At 66.6% G+C, this 20,615-nt stretch carries 22 protein-coding genes; 6 read left to right on the top strand and 16 right to left on the bottom strand.

The window, feature by feature from the left end:
* Positions 1-144 precede the first annotated feature (144 nt).
* Positions 145-414: a 30S ribosomal protein S15 gene (rpsO, locus tag NOF53_RS09430; protein ID WP_213571708.1), complete on the bottom strand. Its 270-nt coding sequence runs from the start codon at positions 412-414 to the stop codon at positions 145-147.
* Positions 415-526: 112 nt separating this feature from the next.
* Positions 527-1,501, bottom strand: a complete 975-nt coding sequence (locus NOF53_RS09425) for a bifunctional riboflavin kinase/FAD synthetase (RefSeq protein WP_255967582.1) — start codon at positions 1,499-1,501, stop codon at positions 527-529.
* Between the two features lie 162 nt (positions 1,502-1,663).
* On the opposite strand from NOF53_RS09425, the gene NOF53_RS09420 reads away from it, so the two are divergent.
* Positions 1,664-2,377: a metal-dependent transcriptional regulator gene (locus tag NOF53_RS09420; RefSeq protein ID WP_255967580.1), complete on the top strand. Its 714-nt coding sequence runs from the start codon at positions 1,664-1,666 to the stop codon at positions 2,375-2,377.
* 1 nt (position 2,378) lies between these two features.
* On the opposite strand, the gene truB is transcribed toward NOF53_RS09420, so the two are convergent.
* The 11 genes from truB to rimP form a co-directional block, all read right to left on the bottom strand.
* Positions 2,379-3,293 (bottom strand): tRNA pseudouridine(55) synthase TruB, encoded by a 915-nt coding sequence (gene truB, locus NOF53_RS09415; protein WP_255967578.1) that lies wholly within the window; start codon positions 3,291-3,293, stop codon positions 2,379-2,381.
* A gap of 92 nt (positions 3,294-3,385) precedes the next feature.
* Complete coding sequence (npt, locus tag NOF53_RS09410; RefSeq protein WP_255967576.1) at positions 3,386-4,039, bottom strand: 4'-phosphopantetheinyl transferase Npt; 654 nt, start codon at positions 4,037-4,039, stop codon at positions 3,386-3,388.
* Complete coding sequence (locus tag NOF53_RS09405; RefSeq protein ID WP_255967574.1) at positions 4,036-4,965, bottom strand: metallophosphoesterase family protein; 930 nt, start codon at positions 4,963-4,965, stop codon at positions 4,036-4,038. The genes npt and NOF53_RS09405 overlap by 4 nt, the downstream gene beginning before the upstream one ends.
* Before the next feature lie 59 nt (positions 4,966-5,024).
* Positions 5,025-6,389, bottom strand: coding sequence for an MATE family efflux transporter (locus NOF53_RS09400; protein ID WP_255967572.1), 1,365 nt, complete (start codon positions 6,387-6,389; stop codon positions 5,025-5,027).
* A 12-nt stretch (positions 6,390-6,401) separates the two neighbouring features.
* Positions 6,402-7,403, bottom strand: a complete 1,002-nt coding sequence (locus tag NOF53_RS09395; RefSeq protein ID WP_255967570.1) for a DHH family phosphoesterase — start codon at positions 7,401-7,403, stop codon at positions 6,402-6,404.
* Between the two features lie 11 nt (positions 7,404-7,414).
* On the bottom strand, positions 7,415-7,903 hold the full coding sequence (rbfA, locus tag NOF53_RS09390) for a 30S ribosome-binding factor RbfA (RefSeq protein WP_255967568.1): 489 nt from the start codon (positions 7,901-7,903) through the stop codon (positions 7,415-7,417).
* Between the two features lie 115 nt (positions 7,904-8,018).
* Positions 8,019-8,309, bottom strand: a complete 291-nt coding sequence (locus NOF53_RS09385) for a DUF503 domain-containing protein (protein ID WP_109330827.1) — start codon at positions 8,307-8,309, stop codon at positions 8,019-8,021.
* 101 nt (positions 8,310-8,410) lie between these two features.
* Positions 8,411-11,449, bottom strand: coding sequence for a translation initiation factor IF-2 (infB, locus tag NOF53_RS09380; RefSeq protein WP_255967565.1), 3,039 nt, complete (start codon positions 11,447-11,449; stop codon positions 8,411-8,413).
* Positions 11,450-11,554: 105 nt separating this feature from the next.
* A complete protein-coding gene (locus tag NOF53_RS09375; protein WP_255967563.1) occupies positions 11,555-11,908 on the bottom strand; it encodes a YlxR family protein in 354 nt (117 codons plus the stop codon).
* A 44-nt stretch (positions 11,909-11,952) separates the two neighbouring features.
* On the bottom strand, positions 11,953-12,984 hold the full coding sequence (gene nusA / locus NOF53_RS09370; protein WP_255967561.1) for a transcription termination factor NusA: 1,032 nt from the start codon (positions 12,982-12,984) through the stop codon (positions 11,953-11,955).
* A complete protein-coding gene (gene rimP / locus NOF53_RS09365) occupies positions 12,981-13,553 on the bottom strand; it encodes a ribosome maturation factor RimP (RefSeq protein WP_255967559.1) in 573 nt (190 codons plus the stop codon). Before rimP ends, nusA begins: the two co-directional genes overlap by 4 nt.
* 211 nt (positions 13,554-13,764) lie before the next feature.
* On the opposite strand from rimP, the gene NOF53_RS09360 reads away from it, so the two are divergent.
* From NOF53_RS09360 to NOF53_RS09340, 5 genes are all read left to right on the top strand, one after another.
* On the top strand, positions 13,765-14,298 hold the full coding sequence (locus NOF53_RS09360) for a hypothetical protein (protein WP_255967557.1): 534 nt from the start codon (positions 13,765-13,767) through the stop codon (positions 14,296-14,298).
* Positions 14,295-14,738 carry a ferritin-like domain-containing protein gene (locus NOF53_RS09355; protein WP_255967556.1) on the top strand — a complete coding sequence of 148 codons (444 nt, stop codon included), beginning with the start codon at positions 14,295-14,297 and terminating at the stop codon, positions 14,736-14,738. Before NOF53_RS09360 ends, NOF53_RS09355 begins: the two co-directional genes overlap by 4 nt.
* 99 nt (positions 14,739-14,837) lie before the next feature.
* Positions 14,838-15,323, top strand: a complete 486-nt coding sequence (locus NOF53_RS09350) for a nuclear transport factor 2 family protein (protein WP_255967555.1) — start codon at positions 14,838-14,840, stop codon at positions 15,321-15,323.
* The gene (locus NOF53_RS09345) at positions 15,320-16,147 is read left to right on the top strand and encodes an SDR family NAD(P)-dependent oxidoreductase (protein WP_255967554.1); all 828 of its coding nucleotides are present in this window, start codon (positions 15,320-15,322) and stop codon (positions 16,145-16,147) included. Before NOF53_RS09350 ends, NOF53_RS09345 begins: the two co-directional genes overlap by 4 nt.
* Positions 16,148-16,227: 80 nt before the next feature.
* On the top strand, positions 16,228-16,875 hold the full coding sequence (locus tag NOF53_RS09340; RefSeq protein WP_305086682.1) for an FHA domain-containing protein: 648 nt from the start codon (positions 16,228-16,230) through the stop codon (positions 16,873-16,875).
* Here the strand turns inward: NOF53_RS09340 and NOF53_RS09335 are convergent, their stop codons facing one another.
* From NOF53_RS09335 to NOF53_RS09325, 3 genes are all read right to left on the bottom strand, one after another.
* Positions 16,876-17,838 carry an alpha/beta fold hydrolase gene (locus NOF53_RS09335; RefSeq protein ID WP_255967552.1) on the bottom strand — a complete coding sequence of 321 codons (963 nt, stop codon included), beginning with the start codon at positions 17,836-17,838 and terminating at the stop codon, positions 16,876-16,878.
* Positions 17,839-18,051: 213 nt separating this feature from the next.
* Positions 18,052-18,513, bottom strand: a complete 462-nt coding sequence (locus NOF53_RS09330) for an Hsp20/alpha crystallin family protein (RefSeq protein WP_255967551.1) — start codon at positions 18,511-18,513, stop codon at positions 18,052-18,054.
* A 370-nt stretch (positions 18,514-18,883) separates the two neighbouring features.
* Entirely contained in the window at positions 18,884-20,614 is a 1,731-nt protein-coding gene (locus NOF53_RS09325; RefSeq protein WP_255967550.1) for an acyl-CoA dehydrogenase family protein, read from the bottom strand.
* Position 20,615: the final 1 nt, after the last annotated feature.

Here is a 20,615-nt window from a genome sequence, read left to right as displayed (position 1 = left end):
CGAAGACCGACACCACATTCTCGGGTGCATACGGTAGTGCTGCCCTACGGCAGCGAACGCCGATAGCCAGCGAGGCCCAGTGTAAGCAAGGCCACGCCGGCTACCGGAGTGATTGGCGATCGAAAGATCGCCGTGCCACGAAACTCAGCGACGCAGGCCGAGACGCTCGATCAGCGAGCGGTAACGCTCGATGTCGACCTTCTGGACATACTTGAGCAGACGACGACGGCGTCCGACCAGCAGCAGCAGGCCGCGGCGGGAGTGGTGGTCGTGCTTGTGCATCTTGAGGTGTTCGGTGAGATCGACGATGCGCTTGGTGAGCATTGCCACCTGCGCCTCCGGCGAACCGGTGTCGGTCTCGTGCAGGCCGTACTCGCCCAGAACCTGCTTCTTCTGTTCGGTGGTCAATGCCACTGGTTTCACTCCTGGTAATGACGTTCGCGTGCAAAGGATCGATATTCGACGCGGCCACCGCGAACCGCAGCACACGCCAGCGGACCACTTTACCAGCTGAAATGAGGCTAGTTTACGGCGCGCTATCCGAGGCTGACAGGATCTCGCGCGACCGCTCCGCGTCGCGTCCCATCGCGACGATCAAATCGTCGACGGAATCGAACTTCTCCATCCCGCGCAGTCGCTCCACCAGGTCGACGGCGACGTGCTGCCCGTAGAGGTCGGCCTCGCGATCGAGAACGAAGGCCTCCACAGTGCGGGTGCGGCCCGAGAAAGTGGGGTTGGTGCCGACCGAGACGGCCGCCATGTAGCGCTCCCCCGAGGTGACCGTTCCCAGATCGACCCCGTGCCCGAGCACGGTGAACCAGGCCGCGTACACCCCGTCCGCCGGAATGGCCGCGTACATCGGAGGCGCGACGTTGGCCGTAGGGTAGCCGAGCTGACGCCCCCGGCCGTCGCCGTGGACGACCACCCCTTCCACGCGGTGCGGCCGGCCCAGGGCCTCCGTCGCGGCGGCCATGTCGCCGGCGTCCACGCACGATCGGATATAGGTGGAGGAGAACGTCACGGCATGCTCGGCGAGCAACGTCACGCCGTCGACCGCGAAGCCGAACCGGTCGCCGATCTGACGCAGCAGGTCGACGTTGCCGGCAGCCTTCTTGCCGAACGTGAAGTTCTCACCGACGACGACCTCCGCCACATGCAGGCGCTCCACGAGGATCTCGTGGGCGTAACGCTCCGGCGTCAGCTTCATGAATTCGGCGGTGAACGGCATGACGCAGAACACGTCGATACCGAGGTCCTCCGCGAGTTCGGCTCGCCGGGCCAGCGTCGTCAGCTGGGCGGGATGACTGCCCGGGCGAACCACTTCCATGGGATGTGGGTCGAAAGTCATGAGCACGCTGGGTATTCCACGCTTGCGTGCAGCCGACACCGCCCGGCTGATCAGTTGGGCGTGACCTCGGTGCACGCCATCGAATACGCCGATCGTGAGTACACAACGACCCCAGTCGGCAGGAACCTCGTCGAGACCACGCCATCTCAGCACGACTGGCAGCCTACGGTGCGGCGCGCCGATGTTCATCTCCGGACCGGGCGTCACCCGGTTTCGCGTAGGGGAAGTGGCGCCACCCCGCCGTTCGGCCTGCGCAACCCCGCCGTCCAGGTGTGTCGATGTGTCTCCACGGTAAGACTTGCCTAAGCTCGGGGCGTGGCCGGAAACAAAAATGACCAGATCGCGACCGAGGACTCGGCATCGGAGACCGGCTCCCTGTCGGCAGTGGCGCAGGACTACCTCAAGGTCATCTGGACCACTGGGGAGTGGTCCCAGGAGCGGGTGTCAACCAAGCTGCTGTCCGAGAAGATCGGCGTGTCGGCATCGACCGTCTCGGAAGCCATCAGGAAGCTCTCCGATCAGGGACTGGTCGATCACGCCCGGTACGGTTCGATCGCGCTCACCGAGGCGGGCAGGGTTGCCGCCATCGGAATGGTCCGTCGCCACCGGCTCATCGAAACGTATCTGGTGCGCGAACTGGGGTACGGCTGGGACGAAGTGCACGACGAAGCTGAAGTACTCGAGCACGCCGTGTCCGACCTGATGATCAACCGGATGGACGCCAAACTGGGTCACCCCGAGCGGGATCCGCACGGGGACCCGATTCCCTCGGTCGACGGTTCGGTTCCTACTCCCCCGGCCCGCCAGCTCAGCGACTTCGGTAACGGCGAGAGCGGCAGGATCGCGCGGATCTCCGACTCGGACCCGGCCATGCTGCGCTACTTCGATTCGGTCGGAGTGGCACTGGACGTCGAAGTGACCGTGCTGGAACGACGCGACTACGCGGGGACGGTGTCGGTCCGGCTCGACGCCGGTCCGGACTCGGTCGATCTGGGTAGTCCGGCAGCCCAGGCCATCTGGTTGGTGTGAGCTATCTCAGCGTTGCCGGACGAACCACCATCACCGAACTGGCACGCTTCCCGCGCTCCTGCAGCAGTGCAATGGTCGAGCCGCCCGGATCGATGGCGGCGTACACACCCTTGATCCCGACCGGCTCGAGCCACCGGCCCTGACTGATGGACTCGGCCTCCGCCTCATCGATGAGGCGGTGCGGAAACGCCGTCTGCGCTGCGGCGTCGATATCGAGGCTGACCGCCGGCTCCTCGGCCAACTGCTCGAGGGTGCGGGCATGCTCCAGAGTGAAGGGGCCGACACGCGTTCGCCGCAGAACCGTGAGGTGACCACCCACCCCGAGCGCCGCGCCGAGATCGCGGGCGAGGGCGCGAATGTAGGTACCGGAAGAACACTCCACCTCGACCTCCAGATCGACGAACGCGTCCTCGTCGCGTCGCGCAACGACGTCGAAGCGGGAGACCGTCACCGACCGCGCCGCCAGTTCCACTTCCTCGCCCGCACGGATCCGGGCATGGGCACGCTGCCCGTCGACCTTGATGGCACTGACGCTGGCGGGGATCTGCGAGATCTCACCCGTGAGGGCCGCCACCTGTTCGGCGATCTCCTCGTTCCGCACGGCCGAGGCATCGGCCGACGCCAGAATCTCACCCTCGGCGTCGTCAGTAGCGGTCGACTGCCCCAACCGGATCGTCGCCGTATACGCCTTCGTGGTCAGCGCCAGAAGCCCGAGGAGCTTCGTCGCCCGCTCCACGCCGAGAACGAGGACGCCCGTCGCCATCGGATCCAGGGTGCCTGCATGCCCGACCTTCCGGGTACCGAGTAGCTTGCGGCACCGGGCCACGACATCGTGACTGGTAATTCCGGCGTCCTTGTCGACAATGAGCAGACCGGCGCCGACGAGACCGGAAGAAGGCTTTTCACGCGCAGACACGTGATCCGATTCTGCCAGTCCGCCGCACTGCGCCGAAATCACCGATCGCTGCCGAACACACCCTCACACTGTGTGCACCGCAATCGCGGCTGTCACTGCACCGCAATTGTTGTGATGATCAGGCCGTCCGACACCATCCAACGCCCGTCGAACGACGCCAGCGGCGGTCCTTCGAGGGTCTCCCCCGAGATCAGAAGATCCGAATGAAAAGTGCCCGTGCCGCCGTCCCCCGCCTCGAAGGTGATGTGCGCGTCCTCGAAGCCGAGCCACCTCCCGGTGAGGGGGAACCACGCCTTGTACGTCGCCTCCTTGGCACAGAACAGCAGTCTGTCCCAGTGCACCGAGTTGTCGGTCCCCGACAGCCATTTCCGCTCCGCTTCGAGGCTCACCGCGTCGAGCACACCGTCCGGCAGGGCTTCGTGCGGCTCCGCATCGATTCCGACCGACCGCACCTGCATCGCATATCCGAGCACGGCGCCGCGGTAGCCGTCACAGTGCGTCAGACTCCCGACGACACCGCGAGGCCACACCGGGGAGCCTTTCTCGCCCCGCAGAATCGGGGCCGGATCCACACCCAGCTTCGCCATGGCCAGTCGCGCGCAGTGCCGGGCGCTGGTGAACTCGCGGCGACGCTTCTCCACCGCACGCCCGATCAGCGCCTCCTCCTGCGGATGCGGACGCAGACCCGGGGGGTCTTCGAAGAGTTCTGCCGATACCACACCGGAGGGCAGGATTCTCTCGATCACAGAGCCCCCCTCGCCCGCATTTTCTCCACTTCCGCTTCCTGCTCGGGGGTGACCTCGAAGTGACCGCCCCACTTGTTGAGCGTTCCGGGCGGATACTCCGGCACCGGCATGATCTGCCGGAGCAACTTCTCCGGAAGGCCACGCCGCTGCCATTCCCGCGGATAGCCGAGAGACACCTCTTCGAACCGCACGCCGTCGTAGTAAGTGGTGCGCGGAATGTGCAAGTGCCCGTAGACCGCGCAGACAGCGTTGTACCGGGTATGCCAGTCCGCCGTCATCTCGGTGCCGCACCACAGCGAGAACTCTGGGTACCACAGCACCTGAGTCGGTTCCCGCACCAAGGGGAAATGGTTGATCAGCACCGTTCGGGTGCCTGCCGGCAGAGCATCGAGCCGGTCTTTCGTCGTCTTTACGCGGTGACGGCACCACGCGTCCCGGGTGGCGTACGGATCGCTCGACAACAGGAACTCGTCCGTGGCCACCACGTTCTTCTCCCGCGCGATCGCGAGACCTTCCGCCTTGGTCGTAGCTCCATCAGGCAGAAACGTGTAGTCGTAGAGGAGGAACATCGGAACCAGGGTGACCGGGCCGTCCTCTGCCTCCCACACCGGGAACGGGTCCTCGGGGGTGACGACGTCGATTTCGCGGCACATGGTGACCAGGTAGTCGTAGCGTGCGGCGCCGTGCATCTGGACCGGATCCTTGGCCGTCGTCCACAACTCGTGGTTCCCAGGCACCCAGATGACCTTGGCGAACCTGCTTCGAAGCAGCTTCAGGGCCCAGCGAATGTCGTCGGTCTTCTCGGAGACGTCGCCTGCAACGATAAGCCAGTCGTCCGGCGAATCGGGGTAGATCTCCTCGGTGATCGGGCGATTTCCCCGGTGTCCGACATGGGTGTCGCTCACGGCCATCAACTTGGCTGCCACGTCCACTCCCTTTCCCGATCATGTTTCCTGGTCGATCGCTTGTTCCACCGGCTCGCGTTTCACACCGCGTCAGGACCCGAGAGGGGCCGCACCTGTAGGTCGGCACCGGTCACCGCCCAGCGACCGGTTCCGACGCGCCAGACAACCGCGAGCATCCGAAGCATTATGAACACGGTAAGTCCCGTCCAGATTCCCGTCAGGCCCCAGTCGCGGAGCATCGACAACCAAATCAGGGGCAGAAAACCGACCAGTGCGCAGGCCAGGGTGGCGTTGCGGAGAAACGCGACGTCTCCTGCCCCGAGAAGCACTCCGTCGAGGGCGAACACCACTCCGGCAACGGGAATGATGGCGACGAAGAACCACCACACCACCGCCATGCTGTCCAGCACCGCAGTGTCGGAGGTGAACCATTCGGGTACGACGCCGTGACCGAGGGCGAACATCAGGGCCAACGCCGACGCAAAAACTGTGGACCAGCGCGTGATGCGCCACGACAGGCGGGTTGCTCCGCGAGCGTGCCCGGCGCCCAACGCCGCACCTACCAAGGCCTGGGCGGCGATCGCGAGGGAGTCCAGGGTCAGGGCGACGAGATTCCACAACTGCAGGACCACCTGATGTGCGGCGACAGCTGCGGCCCCGAACCGGGACGCCACTGCGGCCGCCGAGAGGAAGCACGCCTGGAACGCCAGGCTCCGGAGGATGAGATCCCGGCCGAGGACCATCTGAGCGCGCATCACGCGCCACTGTGGTCGCATCGGTACCCGTTCGATCACCAGCGCGCCGACGAAGAGGCTCGCCGACACGGCCTGGCCGGCAACATTCGCGACGGCCGAACCCGCGAGTTCCAGTCGCGGTGCGCCCCACAGTCCGTGCACGAGGACCGGGCACGCGATCGCCGACAGGAGAAGACCCGCGATGACGAACCGCAGAGGCCTGACGGTGTTCTGCATGCCGCGCATCCAGCCGTTGCCCGCCATGGCGATCAGGATCAAGGGGGCGCCGAACACGGCGATGCGCAGCCAGCTCTCCGCCGCGTCCGCGATGTCGGAGCCACCGGCGATCACCGACGTTACGGGACCTGCCAGCAGTTGAGCGACGGCGACGACCGTCACGCCGATGGCCAGCGCCAGCCACGTCGCCTGGACACCCTCGCGGACGGCGCCACGCTCGTCACCGGCACCGTGCATCCGGGATGCGCGGGCGGTGGTCCCATAGGACAGAAAGGTCAGCTGAGTGCTGACCTGCGCCAGGATCAGTCCCCCGACCGCGAGTCCCGCAAGTGCCAACGCGCCGAGCCGGCCGACGACGGCGATGTCGAACAGGAGATAGATCGGTTCGGCAGCAAGCACCCCCAGAGCGGGCAACGCGAGACCGAACACTGTCCGGGCCGTGGCATCACCCGAAACCTTCGAGACTTCTGCCAACAGACCCGACCCTCAGCCGAGCGACTCGACGAGTGCCGCAACGATCTCGTCGACGGACGCGACCGCGGTGTAACCGGCCGCGAAGCGGTGCCCCCCACCGCCGAGGTATCCGGCGACGAGCGATACGTCTACATCGGACTTCGATCGCAACGACACGGACCAGGTGCCGTCGGCGGCCTCTTTGAGGACCGCGGCGACCTCGGCTTCCGATGTCGTACGGACGATGTCGATGACGCTCTCGATTTCCTCGGAGCGCAGACCGTGGACATCGGCCTGTCGAATGACGGCATAGACGAGACCCCGGCCGTCTGCTGCGCCGGGAACGAAGGTGGCCGAGCCCAGCACGGTGGACAGCATCGGCAACCAGCCGAAGGGATGGGTATCGAGCAGTCTCCGGGCGATACGGGCGCCGTCGATGCCGGTCGCGAGAAGTCGCTCGGCGAGGGTGTGAGTGCCGGGCTGGACCCAGCGGAACGAACCGGTGTCGGTCACGAGGCCGGCGTAAAGACAGTGCGCGAGATCGGCGTCGATCTCCACGCCCCACAGATCGAACATCTGCGCCAGAACGGCTGTAGTCGATTCCGCCGACTCGTCCACCAGATTCATCCGTCCGAAACGGGTGTTGGACCGGTGGTGGTCGATGACGAGTGTCTCGCCGGCATCGTCGAGACGGCCGGCCAGCGTGCCGAGCCGACCTGCGCTGCCACAATCGACGGTGACCAGCAGATCGACGTTGCGCTGCACCTGATCCGCCGGCACCAGCAAATGGGTGCCGGGCAGTTCACGCATCGACTCCGGCAACTCGTCCGGAGCAGCGAACGCCACCTGCACCGGAATGCCCTTGCGCTCGAGGACCAATCCGAGCGCAAGACCGCTGCCGATGGTGTCGGCATCGGGCTGGACGTGACACAGAACCGTCACCGATGTCGCGTTCTCGAGGACGGCAACCGCCTGCGGCAGATACACCTCGTGGCGATCGAGATCAGACAGGGACGTCTCCTGAGTGTGTGTCATTTCGGTCCGCGTCAGTCCGCCTGGCGTGAACCGGACGGCTCGTCGACATCCACGTCGTCGGCATCCTCGGTTCGTGGCTCCTTGTACGGATCCGGATCACCCGCTGGGGACGCCGCGGCCGCGACGCGGGCGACCTCGTCGTCCGCGGCACGAGCGCGAGCAAGAAGTTCCTCCATATGACGGGCCGTGTCCGGCACCGTGTCCGCGACGAACGTCAGTGTCGGCGTGAATCTCACGCCGGTACCCGCACCGACCTTCGAGCGCAGAACACCCTTGGCCTTCTCCAGACCCGCGGCAGCGGCGGCGAGATCCGGTTCGGACTCGAGGTCGGCGCCCATCACCGTGTAGTACACGGTGGCGTCGTGGAGGTCGGCCGTCACCTTGGTGTCGGTGATGGTGACGAACGCCAGGCGTGGGTCCTTGATTTCGTGATCGATTGCCGTCGCGACGATGGTGCCGATGCGCTTGGCGAGCTTGCGTGCCCGGGCGGGATCCACCATGACAATCAGACTCCTCTCCCTGGCCGCTCGAAACGTTGTGGTCCTACTTTTGCGTTGTCTTTCTCATTCTGCACGCCGGGGCGTCGCAACCTCCCGGCGGGCACCGCACACCGAGTCAGTCCTCGGGTCCGAAAATTCTCCGCCGCACGGCAAGGAGTTGCAGCTCCGGAAGATCGGCAACATGCCGTTCGCAGGTGTCAAGCACCTCGTGTACGTGATCGACGGCCGAACTCGCCATGGTGACGCCGAGCATCGACCGGCGATACCGGTCTTGTTCTCCGGTTTCCGCCGCAGAAACGCCGTAGCGACGCAACTCCGCGAGAACCGGTTTGACCATTGCACGCTTCTCTTTCAGAGATCGCACGTCACCGAGCAAGATGTCGAGCTCGAGCGCACCGACGTACAAACTTTCCTCCTTCGGGGAGACGTGCGCTCCCCCGGCCGATCGAGTCGGCCGGGAAGCGCACGCCGGATAACGCTGCTACGTCACCCACTCGGAAGGGGAGATCAGTCGCGCGGCTTTTCCCGAAGCTCGTAGGCCTCGATGACGTCACCGACCTTGATGTCGGTGTAGGTGACCGTCAAACCACACTCGTAACCCTCGCGTACCTCGACGACGTCGTCCTTCTCCCGCTTCAGCGAGGAGATGGTGACGGTCTCGGCGACAACCGTGTTGTCACGCAGCAGCCGGGCCTTTGCATTGCGACGGATGCTACCCGAGGTCACGAGGCAACCGGCAATGTTGCCGACCTTGGACGAGCGGAACATCGCACGGATCTCCGCCTGCCCCAACTCGACCTCTTCGTAGATCGGCTTGAGCATGCCCTTGAGGGCCTTCTCGACCTCGTCGATCGCCTGGTAGATCACCGAGTAGTACCGGATGTCGACGCCCTCGCGGTTCGCCAACTCGGTCGCCTTGCCCTCGGCGCGGACGTTGAACCCGATGATGATCGCGTTCGACGCAGCGGCCAGGTTGACGTTGGTTTCGGTGACGCCACCGACACCGCGGTCGATGACGCGCAACTGCACCTCGTCGTCGATCTGGATGCCGTGCAGCGCTTCCTCGAGAGCCTCCACCGTTCCGGAGTTGTCACCCTTGAGGATGAGGTTGAGCTGCGACGTCTCCTTGAGGGCCGAATCGAGGTCCTCGAGGCTGATCCGCTTGCGGCTCTTCGCGGCCAGAGCGTTGCGCTTACGCGCATTGCGCCGGTCGGCGATCTGACGGGCGATGCGATCCTCGTCGACCACGAGCAGGTTGTCGCCTGCACCGGGAACCGACGTGAAACCGACCACCTGCACGGGACGTGAGGGCATTGCCTCGAGTACGTCCTCGCCGTGCTCGTCGACCATCCGGCGTACACGGCCGTAGGCGTCGCCGGCGACGATCGAATCACCGACCCGCAACGTTCCGCGCTGGATGAGCACGGTCGCGACGGGTCCGCGTCCACGGTCGAGGTGTGCCTCGATGGCGACACCCTGTGCGTCCATGTCCGGGTTGGCCCGCAGGTCGAGGGCAGCGTCCGCCGTCAACAGCACCGCGTCGAGCAGTGCATCGATGTTGGTGCCCTGCTTCGCCGAGATGTCGACGAACATGGTGTCTCCGCCGTATTCCTCGGCCACCAGCCCGTACTCGGTGAGCTGCTGCCGGATCTTGTCCGGGTTCGCGCCTTCCTTGTCGATCTTGTTCACCGCGACCACGATCGGCACGTCGGCCGCCTGGGCGTGGTTGATCGCTTCCACCGTCTGCGGCATGACGCCGTCGTCGGCGGCAACGACCAGGATCGCGAGGTCGGTGGCCTTGGCACCACGGGCACGCATGGCCGTGAAGGCCTCGTGACCGGGGGTGTCGATGAACGTCACGAGACGCTCGTTGCCATCGAGCTCGGTGAGCACCTGGTAGGCACCGATGTGCTGCGTGATGCCGCCGGCCTCGCCCTCGCGGACGTTGGCCTTACGGATCGTGTCGAGCAGTCGGGTCTTACCGTGGTCGACGTGACCCATGACGGTGACCACCGGCGGACGTGACATGAGGTCCTCTTCGCCGCCTTCGTCTTCACCGTAGGTGAGGTCGAAGCTGTCGAGCAGCTCACGGTCCTCGTCCTCCGGGCTGACGACCTGGACGACGTAGTTCATCTCGCCACCGAGCAGCTCGAGCGTCTCGTCGTTGACCGACTGGGTCGCCGTCACCATCTCGCCGAGGTTGAACAGTGCCTGCACGAGGGCGGCCGGGTTCGCGTCGATCTTCTCCGCGAAGTCCGAGAGGGAGGCACCGCGGGCGAGGCGAATGGTCTCACCGTTGCCACGGGGCAACCGCACGCCACCGACGGCGGGCGCCTGCATGGAGTCGTATTCCTGGCGCTTCTGACGCTTGGACTTGCGACCACGACGTGGTGCGCCACCGGGACGACCGAACGCGCCTGCCGCAGCACCGCGCTGACCGGGGCGTCCACCGCCACCGGGACGACCGCGGAAACCACCTGCGGGTGCGCCGCCACCGGGAGCACCGGCACCGGCACCTGGGGCACCGCCGCCGCGGTATCCACCGCCGCCGCCGGCACCACCGGGACGCCCACCGGGGGCGCCACCGGGACGGCCGGGGCGGCCACCACCGGGTGCGGGGCGTGCCGAGCGTGCGGGCATCGCGCCCGGGTTCGGACGGGGAGGCATCGAGCCGGGGCTGGGACGGGGACCGCCCTGACCCGGAGCCGGACGAGGTCCACCCTGACCCGGAGCCGGACGAGGACCGCCCTGACCCGGAGCCGGACGAGGACCGCCCTGACCCGGAGCCGGACGAGGTCCACCCTGACCCGGAGCCGGACGAGGACCGCCCTGACCCGGAGCCGGACGAGGCGCGCCGGGACGGGGTGCACCGGGAGCCGGACGCGGCGCCGGACGCTCGGCCGGAGCCGAAGAATACGGGTTGTTACCGACACGAGGCGGCTTGGGACCCGGACGGGGTCCACCCGGCTTTGCGCCTGTGGACGGAGCCGCGGGCGCGTTGGCAGCCGGAGCCGACGACGTGCTGGCGGCCGGAGCCGACGGTGTGCTGGCGGCCGGAGCCGACGGTGTGCTGGCGGCCGGAGCCGACGGCGCAGCGGGCGCCGGAGCAGCCGGAGCCGGACGACCCGGCTTGGGTGCATTGCCGGCGGGAGCTGCCGGAGCGGCTGCTGCGGGTGCCTGCGCCGGAGCCGGTGCTGCCGGAGCCGGTGCTGCCGGAGCGGGTGCTGCCGGAGCGGGTGCTGCCGGAGCGGGTGCTGCCGGAGCGGGTGCTGCCGGCTTGGGGCCGGGACGGGGTCCGCCCGGCTTGGCCGACGTCGTCGACGGTGCGCTCGCCGCGGGTGCGCCGGGCTTGGCCGCCGGGCCTGCCGCGGATTCGGCGGACGAAGACTTCGGGAACGACTCCCGCAGACGTCGGGCGACGGGCGCCTCCACCGTGGAGGACGCCGACTTCACGAACTCGCCCTGCTCCTTGAGCGTTGCGAGTAATTCTTTACTAGTGACACCGAGTTCTTTAGCCAACTCGTGCACGCGGGCCTTGCCTGCCACTGCTCTCCTCACTGATGAGGTCGAGCAGGAGGCTCCCCTGAAGGGGGCCCGCACGACCTCGGGTTATCTCCGATGGACGATCATCGCTGGTGCTTCACGGTGTGCTCATGAGTGCTTGTGCCTGTTCTGTTCGAGAGGTACTGCTCTGCGTGTGCGTTCTGCTCGTACCCAATGTTCGATCTCTGACGAATCCACACTTCCGGCGACTCGCAGCGCTCGGCCGAAAGCTCGGCGTCGTTCCGCGAGACTCAGGCAAGCCTGATCGGGGTGCAGCCACGCACCTCGTCCGGGAAGCCTGCGTCGTGGATCGGGGACGAGTATATGACCTTGCGGCCCACTCTCACCTACCACGACCCTGAGCAGATCGAGAGCCAACGCGCGCTCCCTACATCCTATGCATGTTCGTACCGGCGAACCGGCACTGGCGCGCGTGAAATCCGGGAGCTCGTGCTGAACCATTGACCACTCTACCGCCGACTCGCCCCGATCTCTGCATTCCACGCTCAACGAGTGGTCGCAGCGGGTCCGTCGGCCGACTCCGGGGTGGGCGCCGCGTCACTGCGGATGTCGATCCGCCAACCGGTCAGGCGTGCAGCGAGACGGGCGTTCTGCCCTTCCTTCCCGATCGCGAGGGACAACTGGAAGTCGGGTACGACAACACGCGCCGCGCGCGCATCCGCGTCCACCACTGTGACGGAGACCACCTTCGATGGCGACAGTGCGTTGCCGACGAACCGGGCGGGATCCTCGTCGAAGTCGATGATGTCGATCTTCTCGCCGGCGAGTTCACTCATCACGTTCCGCACGCGCTGGCCCATGGGACCGATGCACGCGCCTTTCGCGTTGAGGCCCGAGACGCGCGACGCGACGGCGATCTTCGATCGGTGACCCGCCTCCCGCGCGACGGCGATGATCTCCACCGAGCCGTCCGCGATCTCCGGAACCTCGAGGGCGAACAGTTTCCGGACGAGATTCGGGTGTGTCCGCGACAACGTGATCTGCGGACCGCGCTGTCCGCGCGCCACGCCCACGACGTAGCACTTGAGCCGCTCGCCGTGCTCGTAGGTCTCACCGGGAACCTGCTCGGCGGGCGGGACCAGCCCCTCGGCGCCGTTGGCCTCGCTGCCGATCCGGACCACGACCATCCCGCGGGAGTTCGCCCGCGTGTCGCGCTGGATGACGCCGCCGACGATCTCCCCCTCATGGGTCGAGAACTCCCCGAAGCTCCGCTCGTGCTCGGCGTCGCGCAGGCGCTGGAGGATGACCTGACGCGCGGTGGTCGCAGCGATCCGGCCGAAGCCCTCGGGGGTGTCGTCCCACTCCTCGCCGACCATGTTGCCGTCCGCGTCGACGTCGTGCGCCATCACACGCACGATGCCGCTCTTGGTGTCGACGTCGATCCGCGCGTGGTTCTTGTGGCCTTCGGTGTGCCGATAGGCCGTCAGGAGCGCCGTCTGGATCGTCGAGATGACGGTTTCGATCGAGACACCCTTGTCGGCCTCGATGGCGCGCAGCGCCGCAATGTCGATATTCACTTGTCCAACCCCTCTACTACTTCTTCCTCTTCCGACACATCGGAGTCGGACGGCGACACCCGACCCTCGGGTATTCCACCTGCAAGCTCCAACTCTCGTGGGTCGGGCTTCGAAAACTCGACCTGCACAACAGCTTTCACGATGTCCGATACGGGCACTCGCCGAACCTCCGGCCCGGAGCGCGATCCGATCACCACCTCGACTGCGTCGCCGTCCCACCGACCGATCCGACCGACGACGGTCTCGTTCGCGAGGTCGATGCGCGCCTTGCGGCCGCGAGCGCGGCGCCAGTGCCGCTCGTGCGTGAGCGGACGGTCGATACCGGGAGAGGTGACCTCGAGCGTGTACGGAGTCTCACCGAAATCGGGAACCGCGTCGAAGACCTCCGAGATCGTGTGACTCAGGCGCGCCACGGCGTCGAGTTCGAGCCCGGCGTCGCTGTCCACCATGATCCGGACCGCGCTGTGCTTGCCCGCAAGGTTGACGGCAACGTCCTCCAAGTCGTAGCCCTGGCGGTGTACCAGGTCGGAGATGAGCTCCGTCACCCTCTCCTTGGATGGAACCGGCATCGGGAAAGCTCCTCGTTTCAGTTGTCGTTCGTCGGTCAGGTCGTTCGTCGGGCAGGTCTTCGGGCGGGCGCAACTCGTGCTGGGCGCACGTAGCACCGCTACCCGTCGTGACGGGGTTCGGGCATCTAAGAGTAGCGCCGATCGGAGGCTTCCGTGACCAGCCCCGCTCGCCGATTCCCGGCTTCGCCGCCCGACCTGGCACCATGGACCGGTGCTCACGCCCACCGCCTCCCGACCGCCGACGTTCGGCCCGGTCGTGTCCCGGCGCGCCGCTCTCCGGTTCGCAGCAGTCTCCGCCATCGGTGCCACCGGCGTCGCCCTCTTGGCGGGATGCGCCGAGGACACGAATACCCAGGCCGAGGTCGATTCCCTCGTCGCCCAGGCGCGGCTGGCCCGGCGGGACGCCGCCAGCGCGGCGGCGGCGATCGCGCTGCTCCCCGAGCGCGGCGCAGCGCTCGACCTCGTCCGTTCCCAGCGCACTGCGCACGCCGACGCCTTGGATGCCGAAATCGCGAGGGCCGCAGGTACTTACCCGGACGGGACGACGCCGACCACGTCACCATCCGCGTCTCCGGCCCCCGCGGCACCGACACCCCCACCGAGCATTGATCAGCTGCGCGCCGAACTCGCCGAGTCTCAGCGCAGCGCAGCTGATTCGGCTAGGAACCTGAGTGCGTATCGCGCCGGACTCTCGGCGTCGATCAGTGCCGCCTGCGCCACCTATCTGGCGGTGGTGCTGCCGTGACGGTTCCTACCGAGGCCGAGGGACAAAGCCTCTCCGACGCGCTGGTCGCCGAGCATGCCGCGGTGTTCGCCTACGGAGTGGTCGCCGCATTCTCCAACCCGGTTCGGGCGGATCAGGTAGCTGCCGGCGCCGCGGGTCACCGGGCACGTCGCGACGCGCTGATCGACGCATTGACGGCCGCAGGGATGGCGGCCCCGGCCGCCGAGGCCGGGTACACCCTGCCGTTCCCGGTCACGGACCCGGTCTCGGCGGCCCAGCTCGCCGCTCGAGTAGAGGCCGATACGGCCATCGCCTGGCGGGCCGTGGTCGAGCAGGGTGAGACGGGGGACACGCGGTCGCTGGGTGTCGCCGGCCTGACGGAGTCGGCGATCCGAGAGGCCGGCTGGCGTCTCGCCCTCGGGACGAATCCCACGACGGCGGTCTTCCCCGGCCAGCCGTAGCCGCACGTGAGTTCCCGCCCACTGGGATTGTGGACCCACACGACTCGCTACCGGCCTAGCGTCTCAGCCGGACGGCTGGCGGAACGGGAGGACGACGGCGTGGACGAGCGTTCGGTGGAACAGCGGCTGGGGGACCTCGAGAGAGTCGAGGCCATCAAGGCACTGAAGTACCGGTACTGGCGCGCGTGTGACGGTAAGGATCCGGGCGCGTTCCGGGCCTGCTTCGTCTCGTGGGGCGCGTCGATCGATTTCGGCGTCCTCGGCCGGTTCGACGACGCAGACCGCATCACCGAGGTGTTCACGGACATCGCCCTCCGTGAGGTGAACGGCCGGCCGGTCATTTACGACATGCATCACGGGTTCCATCCGCACATCGAGTTGCACAGCGAGAGCGAGGCGACGGGCGTGTGGACACTGGCGTTCCGTCAGGTGAACCTGCTGAACGGCACGGAGACGGTGTCCTCGGGCGAATACGACGACGCATATCGATTCGAGGACGGCGGGTGGCGGATGTCGCGGTGCCATTACACCGTTCGGTGGTCGATTACCCGTCCTTTGGCTTCGGACACGGTGGTGATGCAGTGACGGCGCGCGTTGCGTTGGTCACCGGGGCGAGCCGGGGCGTCGGCAAAGGGGTGGCCACGGCTCTGGGCGCGGCGGGATGGACGGTGTACCTGACCGGGCGGGGCCCGCTACCGGACGGCAGTCCCCTCGTTGCCGCTGCGACGAAGGTCACCGAGCACGGGGGCACCGGAGTAGCGGTCGAGTGCGATCACCGAAACGACGACGACGTGCAGACCGTGTTCCGGCGCATCGCCGACGAGCAGGGCGGCCGACTCGACCTGTTGGTCAACAACGTGTGGGCGAGTCCCCCCGGGTTCGGTGGATTCGACGCGCCCTTCTGGGAACGACCGCTCGACGACTGGGACTCCCTCATCGGCGTCGGTCTGCGCGCACATTACGTCGCCTCCGTGGAGGCTGCCCGGCTGATGGTCCCCCGCCGCCGCGGCCTGATCGCGAATATCTCGTCGTTCGGCACAAGGAGTCATCTTCATTCCGTCCTCTACGGTATGTCGAAGGCGGGGCTGGACAAGATGGCGAGTGACATGGCGGTCGAGCTGGCGCCGCACGACGTGCGGGCCGTGTCACTGTGGCCGGGAATCGTCCGGACGGAGATGATCGTCGCCAGTGGCCTCGACTCCATCGCCGGATTTCCTGTCGCGGACGCCGAGTCACCCCAGTTCGTCGGCCGGGTGATCTGCGGGCTCGTCGACGATCCGGCCCTTCCCGAACGCAGCGGTCACACCTTCGTCACGGCGGAACTCGCGCGGGAGTACGGAATTGCCGATACGAACGACCGCACCCCACCCTCCCACCGTGAGGCGTTCGGCGGCGGACCGCTGTTCTGACCTGGCGGCGCTCCCGACACGACACGCTGACCAGCTGCAGCCACACATGATCTTGCTCAGCACACCCGCGGCGGGGCAGGATGGTTACGTGCCGAAGGGTTGTCGCCGTGGACCGAGACACTGAATCTCGTCTGAGCTACGCGGATCGGGAAGGTCACCACCACACCGTGGACCTCTCCCCCGCTTCGCCGCGTGTCACCATCGGTCGATCGCCGGGATCCGACTTGCCCCTCACCGAAGACGATGAGGTGTCGCGACTCCATGCCGTAGTCGAGTGCGTGGGTTCACACTGGACCATCCTCGACGACGGGCTGTCCCGCAACGGCACCTTCGTCAACGGCGAACGCCTCGCCGGACGGCGGCGACTTCGCCAGGGCGACAGCATCCGCATCGGTGCCACCCGGATCCGCTATCAGGAGTTCGGTGGCGGTCCCGACGAGGCGACCCGGATGGGAACCGATATGCCCGACGTCCGGTCTCTGACGGAGACGCAGCGCGGAGTGCTCACGGCACTGTGCCGGCCTTACAAGCACGGCGCCGCCTTCGCGAATCCCGCATCGAATCAACAAATTGCGCAGGAGCTCTTCCTCAGCGTCGACGCGATCAAGACCCACCTGAGAACGTTGTTCGCCAAGTTCGGGGTCGGTGATCTGCCCCAGAATCAGAAGCGCGTTCGCCTGGCAGAGCGGGCGATGCGCAGCGGCATCATCAACGAACGCGATCTCTGATCAGCCGACCGCCATCAGTTCACGTCCGGAGGCAGCGGGTGTGCTGTGCGCGATCCGCTCGACCAATCCGATGATCGCGACCGCCACATCGGCTGCGCGTTCGAGAATGACCGAGTGTCCCGCCCCGTCGACACTGACCAACTCCGATGCCGGCAGCACCGACGCCATGGCAGCGGAATGCTGGAACGGCGTGAGCATGTCCACCGAGCCGCAGAGAACCAACGATGGGATCTGCGCGAGGGCGGCGAGGGAGGCGCGCTCGTCGAAGCCGAGAAGCGACTCGAGGAAGCTGGACATCGTCACCACGGAGGTCGTGTTGACCATGGCGGCAACGAGAGCGGCGAGCCGTGGGTCGACGGGGCGGTTGCGCGCCCCGGCCGCTCTCGCGAGTGCCGTACCGACTGTCCGGCCGAGCTTCTTCGACCCGTGCACGACGCGCGGCGCCCGTCGAACAGCGCTGCAGAGCAACGACACTGCCGGGCTGCGCAGATGGCGGGCGAGGCCGGCCTCGGCGAGATCGTATGCGGCCGTCGAGATGAGGGCCATCCCGACGATGCGCGAACCGATCGTGTGCGGATTCTGCCGCGCATACGACAGCGCGGTCATTCCCCCCATCGAGTGCCCGACGAGCACGATCGGACCGCGCGGTGCCACGGCGTTCAGCACCGAACCCAGGTCACGCCCGAGTTGATCGATGGTATAGGTCGACGCAGGCGCCTCGCCGGATTCGCCGTGCCCGCGATGATCGTAGAAAACCATCCGCACCTCATTGCGCCAGAAGCGGACCAGCTGCTTGCGCAGCGCCCACCAGGACTCGGTACGGAGGCAATGCCCGTGGACGAACACCACGGTCGTCGGCGCATCGGGTGACCCGAACTCGCGCACCGCGAGAGAAATCCCGTCATCGGTCCGGACCGTGAGCCGGCGACCATCGTGCTGGGATGCAACCGGGGTGTTCGACATGATGGCCTCCTCGGTATCTTCGCTCGGGACGGGTGGAGTGTTACTGCTCCTTGCCTGCCTTTCACCCTGCCTCCCGGCAACCGAACCCTCCAGCACCCTCAGAGGTGGCACCTGCACCCGAAGGTGTCGTCCTGTGCACCCTTGGGTGGGGCGACGACATGGCGGAGCCCCCTCGGCGAGGGGGCTCCGCGGACGATCCTTCCGTCCGCTCGATCAGCTCGAGTCACCACCCGCAGGACCAGCTTCGATCGTCTGATGCTCACCGGCGCCTAGGCTGGATACTTCGATCCGGCGCGGCTTTGCCCGTTCGGCGACCGGGATGGTCACACTCAGGACCCCGTTCTCGTACGACGCCGAAATCCTCTCGGAGTCGATACCTTCGCCGAGTGAGAGCTGCCTCCGGAAAGTGCCGGTGAACCGTTCCGAGGCGATCCACTGCACGTTCTCCTCGGACTGAGCGCTCCGATGAGCCGTCAGCGTGAGCGTCCCGTTGTCGACACTGACGTCGACCGAACCCGGATCGATACCGGGCAAGTCGGCGTGCAGAACGTAGTGGTCGTCGACCTTGTAGAGATCCATGGGCATGAATCGCGGCACCCGGGCGGAACCGACCGGAGAGCCGAGCATGCTCTTCGTCATGGATTCGAGATCACTGAAGGGGTCGAAGCGAAGCACAGCAACACACCTCCCATGTCTCCTACTGCGCCCGCCACCTCGACGGGCAGCCACCATCACTGTGCACTAAAAATTTAGCACTCGATGCCCGAGAGTGCCAGCATGAATTCGCCCGAAAACCGCCGCCTTCTGGGAGCGGATTTCGGAGACGTCCGCCGCGAAAGGTCAACCGGTCGGGTCTGATTCGCGCCTGTCGTATCCACCGTGCGTGGTGAGAAGTCCGTGCCGCCACTTCAGAATGCAGTGCCCACACCTCCGAGGCCAGCCACCCTGGGGTGAACCTTCCCCCACTCCCCGGTGCCGGCCTCTCCGCGCCCGAAGTCGCAACCGCTGACACTCGCGCCCCGGAGAAGGAGCCCCGGAACTTGCACTACGCGCGCATCTCGTAAGCCCCGTCGTAGCTCTCCACCTGGGTCCACACTCGCGAGAATCGCTCCGCGTCCACCACCGGGCGGCGTATCGCGCCGAGCGCCCACTTCTGCTGCGCCTCGGTGGCGGAGGATTTGCCGTACAGCGCAACGGCATAACCGGAAAAGTCGCGGATCTGGAAGTCGAAGATCTGGTCGATCAGAACGCGATCGATGCCGGCGATCACGGATTGTTCGAGGATCAGGTGCCCGTAGACCACGAGCGAGAACAGGTGCCCGAGGTCGAGCAGGAAGTCGAGATCCTTCTGCTGGGCCGCGTCGGGCGGGGCGGTGGTGAGCAGTTCCCGCAACGCGGTCGCCTGCTCGGAGAACCGGGCCACGTTGGGGACGTCCGAGTGCGCATCATAGGTTTTCGTCCAGTCGTGGAACTGGATCTTGCCCGCACCGCGGGTCGGACCCTGCGCCCAGAAGAAGGTGTCGTCGGCGGCGTCGAGCCGGGTGCCGATCTCCGGGTATTCCGCCGGGTTGAGCAGGTAGTTCGGCATGAACTTCAGAATGAGGCCCACGTTGACGTGCACGGTGCCCTCGAGCTTCGGGAGGGTGCCGATCAACTGGGCGGCCTCGCGGAAGTAGGTGTTCTTCTCGTACCCCTTCGCCGCGATCACGTCGTGCAGGAGCGCGATCACCTTCTCCCCTTCGGAGGTGACCTTCGCCTTCGTCATCGGGTTGAACAGCAGGTACCGGCGATCGCCACGACTCGCGCTGCGGAAATAGTCGACGGAGCGCGCGCTGAACAGCTTCATCGCAATCAGCCGGCTGTAGGCGTCGACGAAGTTTCCGCGCACGTGCGCGAAATCGGTGACCGGGTTGCCGTACAGAATCCTGTTGTGCGCGTGGGTGATCGACTCGTAGAACGCATGCTCGGAGATCCCGATGGAGCCCGTGCACAGGTTGAACTTGCCGACGTTGACCGTGTTCAGCGCCGCCTCGAACGCGGCGACCCCGGTGTGGAGAATGTCTTCTTCCCGCACCGGGTAGTCCTCGAGCCGGAACGTGCTGACGTACATCTGGCCGTGCACCACATTGCCCTGCAGGTGGTATGCCGGGTGGCGGCTGTCCGCGAGAAAGAAGACGTACCCGTCGCTGCCCTCCACATCGGTACGCCTGCCGAACACCGACACCATGCCCGCGACGTTGCCGTTGCCGATGTAGTACTTGTCGCCGCTCGCGGTGAACGCGAGGCCCGGGTCGTTCTCCGCAGGGGTCAGCAGCATGTCCGTCGAGTAGACGTCCGCGCCGTGTTCCTTCTCCGACAGCCCGAACGCGAGCACCCCGCCGTCGTCGAGGAGCGTCGCGGCCCGTTCCTTCGCGGCACGGTTCCCGCTCATCCAGATGGGGCCGAGACCCAGAATGGTCACCTGCCACGCGTACCAGTACGCCAGACCGTAGAAGCCGAAGATTTCACTGAGGGCGGCGTTGCGTGCGGCATCCCAGCGCTTGTCCGGGTCGCCGCCCGCCAGGTCGGCAGGCGTGAGGAACTTCGCGAACAGCTTCTCCCGTTTCACGAACTCCAGGAAGTCGTCGGGCCACGCGGCCTCGAGATCGTCCTCGAGCAGCCGCTTCTTGCCCCGCGACTCGAACCACTCGATCAGCGCCCGCAGCAGTCTGCGCGTCTCCGGATCGAAATGCTCGGGATCGTAGGAGGTCGGATCGAACAGCAGGGCATTCGTCACA

The organism is Rhodococcus tibetensis (assembly GCF_024438035.1).
Lineage (GTDB): Bacteria > Actinomycetota > Actinomycetes > Mycobacteriales > Mycobacteriaceae > Rhodococcus_F > Rhodococcus_F tibetensis.
This window is presented reverse-complemented; position numbering and strand designations above follow the sequence as displayed.

Coding starts and splice junctions, on each gene's coding strand:
- NOF53_RS09395 (WP_255967570.1), bottom strand. CDS start 7,403: ATGACACACACTCAGGAGACGTCCCTGTCTGATCTCGATCGCCACGAG.
- rbfA (WP_255967568.1), bottom strand. CDS start 7,903: ATGGTGGATCCCGCCCGGGCACGCAAGCTCGCCAAGCGCATCGGCACC.
- NOF53_RS09375 (WP_255967563.1), bottom strand. CDS start 11,908: ATGGTTCAGCACGAGCTCCCGGATTTCACGCGCGCCAGTGCCGGTTCG.
- rimP (WP_255967559.1), bottom strand. CDS start 13,553: ATGCCGGTTCCATCCAAGGAGAGGGTGACGGAGCTCATCTCCGACCTG.
- NOF53_RS09340 (WP_305086682.1), top strand. CDS start 16,228: ATGGTTACGTGCCGAAGGGTTGTCGCCGTGGACCGAGACACTGAATCT.
- NOF53_RS09335 (WP_255967552.1), bottom strand. CDS start 17,838: ATGTCGAACACCCCGGTTGCATCCCAGCACGATGGTCGCCGGCTCACG.